We start from the raw sequence: 9,374 nt of genomic DNA on the forward strand, positions 1-9,374 counted from the left end.
GCTGTCCGATTTGTCTGTGTTACCGCCGTGGGTGAGGTGACGGGGACCGGAGCGGGAACCCGCTCCGCGACCTTGTGACAGGCGGGTGCCGCGCACCTGCCTCCTGCCCCTGCGGCGCCTCGGTACTTCCCCGAACGCGAACGGAGCCCGACATGAGCCACCGCGTCACCTCGGTGACCCAGCTGTACGAACTGGTCAGCCAGGGGCGGATCGGCAAGGCGGAAGCGGTACGCCTGGCCAGGCAGTTGCAGGGGGCTGGGCAGGCGCAGAAGGCTGAACAGCCGCAGGAGGCAGAGCAGGCCGGACCCGCGGTGCCGTCCGGTGTCGACCCGGAGGTGCTGCGGGACCGGGTGTGCGACGTCCTGGCGGACAAGGTCCGGCAGTTGCTCAAGGTCAGCGCCGACGACCTGGACGTCGACGTCGACCTCAGCGAGTACGGGCTCGACTCGGTGATCATCACCCAGCTCGCGAGCATGGTCAACGACGCGCTGGGCGTCGACATCAAGCCCACCACGATGTTCGACCACCCGAACCTGCGCGCGCTGGCGGCGCACATCGCCGACGAGCACGGCTCCGGGCTCGCCGCCCGCCTCGGTCTGCGCCCCGCCACCGTTCCGGTGGCGCGGGAAGAGGCCTCGCCCGTGGTGCCGTCACCCGTCTCCGAGCCCGTGGCACCGGCGCGGCCTGCCCCCGCACCCGCGGCACTTCCGCGACAGGCTCCCGCCGCCGAGGACCGGGGGACGGACGCCATCGCGATCATCGGGGTGAGCTGTCGCTTCCCGCAGGCGGACGACCTCGACGCCTTCTGGCACAACCTCCACGAGGGCCGCGACTGCATCAGCGAGGTGCCCGCCGACCGCTGGGACTGGCGGGAGCTGTACGGCGACCCGTTCGCGGAGGAGGGCCGCACGACCGTCAAGTGGGGCGGGTTCGTGGACGGTGTCGCCGACTTCGACCCGGAGTTCTTCGGCATCGCGCCGCGCGAGGCGCGGTTGATGGATCCCCAGCACCGGTTGCTCATGCTGCACGTGTGGAAGGCGCTGGAGGACGCGGGCTACGCGGCCTCCTCGCTGGCCGGCAGCGATCTGGGCATCATCGTGGGCACCGCGGGCACGGGGTACCACCGGTTGATCGAGCAGCACGCGCGTGGCGGGGACGGTGTGGCCGCGACGGCCACCGTGCCGTCCATCGGCCCCAACAGGATGAGCTTCTTCCTCGACGTGCACGGCCCGAGCGAGCCGGTCGAGACGGCGTGCTCCAGTTCTCTCGTCGCCCTGCACCGGGCGGTGACCGCGTTGGAACGGGGTGAGTGCTCGATGGCGGTGGCGGGCGGGGTCAACACCGTGCCCGTGCCGGACGGCCACATCAGCTTCGGCCGGGCGGGGATGCTCAGCGACGACGGCCGCTGCAAGTCGTTCTCCGACCGCGCCGACGGCTACTCCCGCGGCGAGGGCGTCGGGATGCTCGTGCTCAAGAAGCTCTCCGCGGCCGAACGCGATGGCGACCACATCCACGGCGTGATCCGTGCGACCGCGGTCAACCACGGCGGCCGCGCCAACTCGCTGACCGCGCCGAACCCGAGGGCGCAGGCGGCGGTGATCCTCGACGCCCACCGCCGGGCGGGCGTCGACCCGCGCACGATCGGCTACGTCGAAGCGCACGGCACCGGCACGAAGCTCGGCGATCCCGTGGAGGTCAACGGTCTCCGGGACGCTTTCCGGCAGCTCTACGCCGACTTCGGGACCGAGGTCGGCGGGACCCACTGCGGCATCGGCACGGTCAAGACCAACATCGGGCACCTCGAGCTGTCCGCCGGCATCGCCGGCGTGATCAAGGTGCTGCTGCAGATGCGGCACCGCACCCTGGTCGAGAGCCTGCACTGCGAGACCGTCAACCCGTACGTCGACCTGGACGGCAGTCCCTTCTTCCTGGTGCGCGAACGGCAGCACTGGCCGGCGCCCCTCGACGCCGACGGCAGGGAGCTCCCGCGCAGGGCCGGCGTCAGCTCGTTCGGCTTCGGCGGCGCGAACGCGCACGTCGTGATCGAGGAGTACCGCGCGCCCGCCGCCACCACCACCGCGAACGCCGCGCAGGGGCCGTTCGCCATCGTGCTGTCCGCCAGGGAACCCGGCACCCTGGTGGCTCGCGCCCGGCAGTTGCTGTCCTGGCTCGACGACCGCACGCCGTCCGACGTCGACCTGGCGGGCCTGGCGTACACCCTCCAGGTCGGCAGGGTGGCGATGCCCGAACGGCTCGCCTTCACCGCGCGGACCGTGGAGGACCTGCGGGAGGTGCTGAGCGCGTTCGTGGCCGGTGAGCTGCCGGGGCACGTGCACCGGGGCAGCCCGCAGCCGAACGGGTTGTGGAAGGTGCTCGCCGCGGACGAGGACATCGCCGCCGCGATGGACACCTGGGTCGCCAAGGGCAAGTTGTCGCGCCTGCTCGAACTGTGGGCCGGTGGCTTCGACTTCGACTGGCGGCGGCTGTACGGCGACACCCCGCCGCGCCGCGTCCCGCTGCCGTCGTACCCGTTCAACCTGCGCCGCTTCTGGATCGCCGACGGCGCTTCCCGCGCCGCCACCGCACCGCACGGCCCGCACGTGTTGAGCGGCAACGAGTTCTACGTGCGCGACCACCTCGTGCGCGGGGTTCCGGTGCTGCCCGCGGTCGCCTACCTCGAACTGGCGAGGGAAGCGTTCACCTCCGGTGCCGCGGTCACCGGCCTGCGGCTGCGTGACGTGTGCTGGCTGCGGCCCATCGAGGTCACCGGAAGCTGCGGCGTCGAGGTGAGCCTCTCGCCCCCGCACGGCTCGGGAGCGCGCGAGTTCGCGGTGCGGGTGGCGGGCGCGGAGGCGGTGCACGCCCAAGGCGTCGGACACCTCGACGAGGCTCTCGCCAGGACCACCGAGACGATCGACGTGCGACGGCTGCTCGACACCTGTGCGCGCGGCATGGACTCCGGCGAGTTCTACCGGCTCTACGAGCGCCTCGGCATGAGCTACGGCCCGGCCCTGCGCGCTGTCCGCTCCCTGCACGTCGGCGACGGCGTGGCGGTGGCGCGGCTGACCGTTCCGCGTGAGGCCGAGTCGCCGCTGGTGCTCAACCCCAGTGTTCTCGACGGCGCCTTCCAGGCCGTCCTCGGCGCGTGGAGCGGTGAGGACCCCGGTGCGGAAGGTCGTCTCGCGCTGCCCTTCGCGGTGCGCGAGGTCCAGGTGCGGGCCGCGACACCCGCGGACGGCTGGGTCGTCGTCCGCGGCGGCGCCGAGGACCGCGGTGGTGACGTGCACCGGTTCGACATCGACGTCTGCGACGCCGACGGGCTCGTCTGCGTGAGGATGCTCGGGTTCAGCATCAAGGCCCTGCCGGCGCCCGCGCTCCCGGCGGAGGCCAGGACCTGCCTCATGGCACCGGTGTGGGACGCCGTCCGGGTGGATCCCGTCCCGGCATGGCCCGCCGAGCAGGCCCGGGTGGTGCTGTTCGGCGGGGACGCGGCGGAGCGGGCCGCGTTCCGCGAGCTCCGGCCGCGCGTTGTGGTGCTGGACCCCGAGAGCACCGTGGAGGAGCTGACCTCCGCCCTTCCGGCCGACGCCGAGCACGTGGTGGTGCTGGACCCGGTGGCCGCCGGCACGGCGTTCCGCCTCGTCAAGGCGGTGCAGGCGAGCGGTGGTGACGGCCGGGAGATCGGCTGGACGGTGATCACCAGGCAGGCCCGGCTCCTCCCCGGCGACGAGGTGGTGAACCCGGCGGGGGCCGGCGCGCACGGCCTGTTCGGCTCGCTCGCCCGTGAGTGTCCACAGTGGCCGGTCCGGGTGGTGGACGTGCCCGCCGGTGAGCCCGTGCCGTGGAACGAGGTGCTGGAGCTGGCCCCGCAGCCCGGCGGCGCGCTGCTGGCACGCCGGGACGGCGAGTGGTACCGCCAGGGGCTGCTGGAGCTGACCGAGCCCGTTCCGGCCGGACCCGTGCACGAGAACCTGCGGCCGGACGACGTGGTCGTGGCCGTCGGCGGCGCCGGGGGCATCGGCGTCGTCTGGACCGAGCACCTGATCCGCCGGTACAAGGCGCGGGTGGTGTGGATCGGCCGCCGTCCGCTCGACGACAGGATCGAGGAGCTCCGCCACCGGCTTTCGGCCCACGGGCCCGCCCCCGACTACATCCAGGCCGACGCCACCGACCCGGCGGCGTTGCGGCGCGCCCGTGACGAGGTCGTGCGCCGCTACGGCCCGGTGCGGGGGGTGCTGCACTCCACCATCGTGCTCGGGGACCAGAGCCTGGCGCGGATGGACGAGGAGCGGTTCGGCGCGACCTACGCGGCCAAGGCCGAGGTGGCGGTGAACATCGCGGAGGTGTTCGCGGACGAGCCACTGGACTTCGTCGTGTTCTTCTCCTCGCTCCAGTCGTTCCTCACCTCACCCGGGCAGGCCAACTACGCCGCGGGCTGCACGTTCGCCGACGCCTACGCCGAGCACCTGCGCACCCGGCTCTCCTGCCCCGTCAAGGTGGTCAACTGGGGCTACTGGGGTGGCGTGGGCGTCGCCGCCGACGACGCCCACCGCGAGCGGATGGCCAAGGGCGGGGTCGGCTCGATCGAGCCCGCCGAGGGAATGGCCGCCTACGACACGCTCATGGGCGGCCGGCGTTCCCAGCTGGCGCTGATCAAGGTGACGAACACCCGCGCGTTGGACGGGCTCCTGGGCGACGACGTGGTCGAGCACGTCGCGCCCGTCTCCCCGGAGCTGGCCGGCGTCCTGCGGGACAGCCGCGCACGGGGCGGCGAGCACACCGGCGCACTCGACGCCGAACTGGTGAAGGTCACCTGGGCCGTTCTGCGCTCGCTCGGGTTGTTCGAGGAAGACGGTCCTCGCGACGCCGTGCAGTGGCGGGAGAGCGGCGGGATCACCGAACAGCACGACCACTGGTTGCGGCACACCCTGGACCTGCTGGCGGACGCCGGTTTCCTGGTCCGTGACCGCGATGGCCGCTACCGCCGCGCCGAAGGCGCGCCGGAGGACGTCGGCGAGATCTGGGCGGAGTGGGACCGGCAGCGCGACACCTGGCCGGACGACGAGCCCACCAGTGCGCGCGTTCTCCTCGCCGACACCGCTCTGCGCGCGCTGGGAGAGGTTCTGACGGGTCGCCGCCCGGCAACCGGCGAGGTGCTCGACCCGGTCACCGAGCAGGTGACCGGGGTGCTGGCGGAGTCGCTCGCCGACTACGTGCGGCACCGCCTGGCGGACGATCCCACGACCGAGCTGCGGGTGCTGGAGATCGGCGGTGCCGGAGACACCGCGCTCCGCGGCCTGGAGCCGTGGCGCGACCACCTCGACACCTGCCGCCGCACCGTGTCCGACATCGAGAAACCGCCTGCCGGGCAACACGTCGAGACCGGCACGTTCGACGTCGTCATCGCCGCCGGGCTGCGGAGTGCCGCGCAGGACGTCCGCGTCGCTCTGCGCCACACCAAGGCGGCCCTGCGCGCCAACGGGATCCTGCTGCTCACCGAAGAAGTGAGCGGAGGCCTGCTCAGCCACCTCACCTCCGGCCTCCTGCCGAGGCGGCCCGGTGCCGAGGTGCCCACGGCGGACGGGTGGCGGCGGCTGCTGCTCGAAGCGGGCTTCCGCGGAGCGTTCACCGCGGCCGAGAGCGCGGTGGGACAGCAGGTCTTCGTCGCCGAGAGCGACGGTGCCATCCGCCGGCCGAGGGCCGCGGCCGTTCCGGTCGAGGCACCCCGCTCGGTCCCCGCGGAGCGGGACACCGCTCCGGGCACGGTCGCCGAGCGCGTGACGGCACTGCTGGCCGACGTCCTCGACCTCGACCCCGCGGAGCTGGAGCTCGACGTGCCCCTGCGGCGCCACGGCTTCGACTCGATCTTCATGGCCCAGTTCCTGTCCCAGTTGAAGAAGCACGTCGACGACACGCTGTCGTTGGACGTCATCGCCGAGTGCGAGACGCTGCGGGACGTCCTCGACGCCGTCGGCGCGACGGCCGCGCCCGTGGTGGAGGTGCAGGACCACCCCGAGCTCATCCAGATGAACCGGGGCCGCGAGGGCAGGCCCGTCTTCTGGATCCACCACGGCAACGGGGGAGTGGAGTCCTACCGGCCGCTGGCCGACCGCTCCGGACGCCCGTTCTACGGGATCCAGCCGAGGGGGTGGGCCGGGTCCGGCGAGATCCTCGGCGGGCAGGTGCCGATGGCCCGGCACTACGCGTCGCTCATCCGCGCCGTGCAGCCGGAGGGGCCCTACGACATCGGTGGCTTCTCGCTGGGCGGCCTGCTGGCCTACGAGGTCGTGCGCCAGCTCCAGCTCCAGGGCGCGCAGGTGAACACCCTCGTCATGCTCGACTCCCTGGACGCTCCGGCGACCAACCAGGTCAACGCCATCATGCAGGGCGGCAGGACCGAGCCGGACGCGGTGGCCAAGGTCTCCGCGTTCCGCGCGGTCAACCTCGTGCTCGGCAACAACCGCCTGGACGCCGGGAGCGGCACGACCCCGATCCTGCACCGCGACGACGTGGATCCGGGCCTGCCCTACCCGGAGTTCTTCGACTCGCTCATCGCGGCGGCCCTGGCCGCGGGGATCACCAAGACCGAAGCGCAGCTGCGCAAGCAGGTCACCCAGCTCGCCCGGTACTTCGAGGTCATGCAGGGCGAGCACTACGTGACGTCGCGCCTGCCACGGCCGGACTCGGTGTCCTGCTACTACTTCCGCAACCGCAGCGGCCGGTTCTTCGGCGACTTCAGGGACTACATGGTGCTCTTCGACAACCCGGAGCTGCCCGGGCTCGACGGCGTCGAGTACTGGCGCGACTGGGAGCGCCAGATCGACGACTTCTCCGTGACCGTGGTCGACACCGACAGCCACGCGGACGTCATGACCGCGCCTCAGTCGCTGGAGAAGGTGCTCCGCCTGTGCGACGAGATCTACGCGCACGGCGTGGAAGCGGCGCGGCCGGCCACCCAGTCCTGACGGGGCAGGCGGGAGCCTCCCGAATGACGGCTCCCGATGGTGGCTACCGCGGTGGCTCCCGCCTGCCCGTCCTCAGCAACCCCACCCCTCTTCAAGGAGCGCTTTGCGATGACCAACAGCAGGCTGTTCACCAGTGAGTCGGTGACCGAGGGACACCCCGACAAGATCTGCGACGCGATCAGCGACTCGATCCTGGACGCGTTGCTGGCCGAGGACCCGCGTTCCCGCGTGGCGGTGGAGACGCTGATCACGACCGGCCAGGTCCACGTGGCCGGTGAGGTCACCACGGAGGCTTACGTCGACATCCCCACGATCGTCCGCGAGAAGATCCTGGAGATCGGGTACGACGCGTCGCAGAAGGGCTTCGACGGCAACTCCTGCGGCGTGAACGTGGCGATCGGCGCGCAGTCCCCGGACATCGCGCAGGGCGTCGACACCGCCCTGGAGGAGCGGGTCGAGGGTGCCGCCGACGAGATCGACAAGCAGGGCGCCGGCGACCAGGGCCTGATGTTCGGCTACGCGTGCACCGACACGCCCGAGATCATGCCGCTGCCGATCGCCCTGGCCCACCGCCTGTCCCGCCGCCTCGCCGCGGTCCGCAAGGACGGCACCCTCCCGTACCTGCGCCCGGACGGCAAGACGCAGGTCACCATCGAGTACGCCGGTGACCAGCCCGTCCGCCTCGACACCGTCGTCATCTCCACCCAGCACGCCGACGGCATCGACCTGGAGAAGATGCTCGGCGTCGACATCCGCCAGCACGTCGTCCAGCCCGAGATCGACCCGCTGAACATCGACACCTCGGACGTGCGGCTGCTCACGAACCCGACGGGCCGGTTCGTGATCGGTGGCCCGATGGGTGACGCCGGTCTGACCGGCCGGAAGATCATCGTCGACACCTACGGCGGCATGGCGCGGCACGGTGGTGGCGCGTTCTCCGGCAAGGACCCGTCGAAGGTCGACCGTTCGGCGGCGTACGCGATGCGCTGGGTCGCCAAGAACACCGTCGCGGCGGGCCTCGCCAGCCGTGTCGAGGTCCAGGTCGCGTACGCGATCGGCAAGGCCGCCCCGGTCGGCCTGTTCGTCGAGACGTTCGGCACGGAGACCGTCGACCCGACCAAGATCCAGCAGGCCATCACGGAGGTGTTCGACCTGCGCCCGGCCGCGATCATCCGCGACCTCGGCCTGCTCCGCCCGATCTACGCCGCGACCGCCGCGTACGGCCACTTCGGCCGCACCGACGTCGATCTGCCCTGGGAGTCGACCGACCGCGCCGACGCCCTCCGCGACCTCGTGAACGGAGGCTGACCGTGCGCCTGGCCGTCACCGGCTCGATCGCCACCGACCACCTCATGGTGTTCCCCGGCCGCTTCACCGACCAGCTCCTCGCGGATCGGCTCGACTCCGTGTCGTTGTCGTTCCTGGTGGACACGCTGGACGTGCGGCGGGGAGGCGTCGCGGCCAACATCTGCTTCGGGCTCGGCCTGCTCGGCTCCCGGCCGGCCCTCGTCGGCGCGGTCGGCCGGGACTTCGCCGAGTACCGGGAGTGGCTCGAGGACCACGGCGTCGACACCGAGTCGGTGCTGGTCTCGCAAACCCGCCACACCGCACGGTTCCTGTGCACCACCGACGAGGACCAGAACCAGATCGCGTCCTTCTACGCCGGCGCGATGGCCGAGGCCCGCCACATCGCCCTCGCGCCCGTCGCGGACAGGCTCGGGGGCCTCGACCTCGTGCTGATCTCACCCAACGACCCGGACGCGATGCTGCGGCACACCGAGGAGTGCGTGCGCGGCGGCCACCCGTTCGCGGCCGATCCCTCGCAGCAGCTCACCAGGATGGACGGCGCCCGGATCCGCTCCCTGCTGACGGGTGCGACGTGGCTGTTCACCAACGACTACGAGCACGACCTCTTGCTGTCCAAGACCGGGTGGTCCGAGGCGGAGGTCCTCGACCGGGTCGGGGCGTGGATCACCACCATGGGCGAGAAGGGCGTCCGGCTGGAGATGGCCGGCCTGCCCTCCGTGCACGTTCCCGCCGTCGCGGCCCGCCGGGTCGTGGACCCGACCGGGGTCGGCGACGGGTTCCGCGCCGGGTTCCTGGCGGGCCTCGACCGGGGGCTGCCTGCCGAGCGGTCGATGCAACTCGGCTGCACGCTCGCGACCTTCGTCCTGGAGTCGCAGGGCTCGCAGGAGTACGTGGTGGACCCCGCGCTGTTCGCCGGCCGGTTCGCCGAGGCCTACGGGCCGGCGGCCGCGGCGGAAGCCGACCTGTTCCGAACTGTCCACTCCGGACAGTTCGCTTCCTGAGAGCTCTGGAGGACTTCGCAATGACCGAGAACCGGTTGCAGACCCGCAACGGCATCGACTTCGCAGTGGCCGATTTGTCGCTGCACGAGTTCGGTCGCAA

General features: G+C 72.0%; 3 protein-coding genes. All 3 read left to right on the forward strand.

Going from position 1 to position 9,374, the window contains the following annotated elements:
• Positions 1-152 precede the first annotated feature (152 nt).
• Positions 153-6,965, forward strand: a complete 6,813-nt coding sequence (locus BMW88_RS39200) for an SDR family NAD(P)-dependent oxidoreductase (RefSeq protein WP_089961783.1) — start codon at positions 153-155, stop codon at positions 6,963-6,965.
• Positions 6,966-7,073: 108 nt separating this feature from the next.
• The gene (gene metK / locus BMW88_RS39205) at positions 7,074-8,273 is read left to right on the forward strand and encodes a methionine adenosyltransferase (RefSeq protein WP_177221651.1); all 1,200 of its coding nucleotides are present in this window, start codon (positions 7,074-7,076) and stop codon (positions 8,271-8,273) included.
• 2 nt (positions 8,274-8,275) lie between these two features.
• Positions 8,276-9,274, forward strand: coding sequence for a carbohydrate kinase family protein (locus BMW88_RS39210; protein ID WP_089961786.1), 999 nt, complete (start codon positions 8,276-8,278; stop codon positions 9,272-9,274).
• Positions 9,275-9,374 lie beyond the last annotated feature (100 nt).

Origin of the sequence: Lentzea xinjiangensis, assembly GCF_900110955.1 — a bacterium.
Lineage (GTDB): Bacteria > Actinomycetota > Actinomycetes > Mycobacteriales > Pseudonocardiaceae > Lentzea > Lentzea xinjiangensis.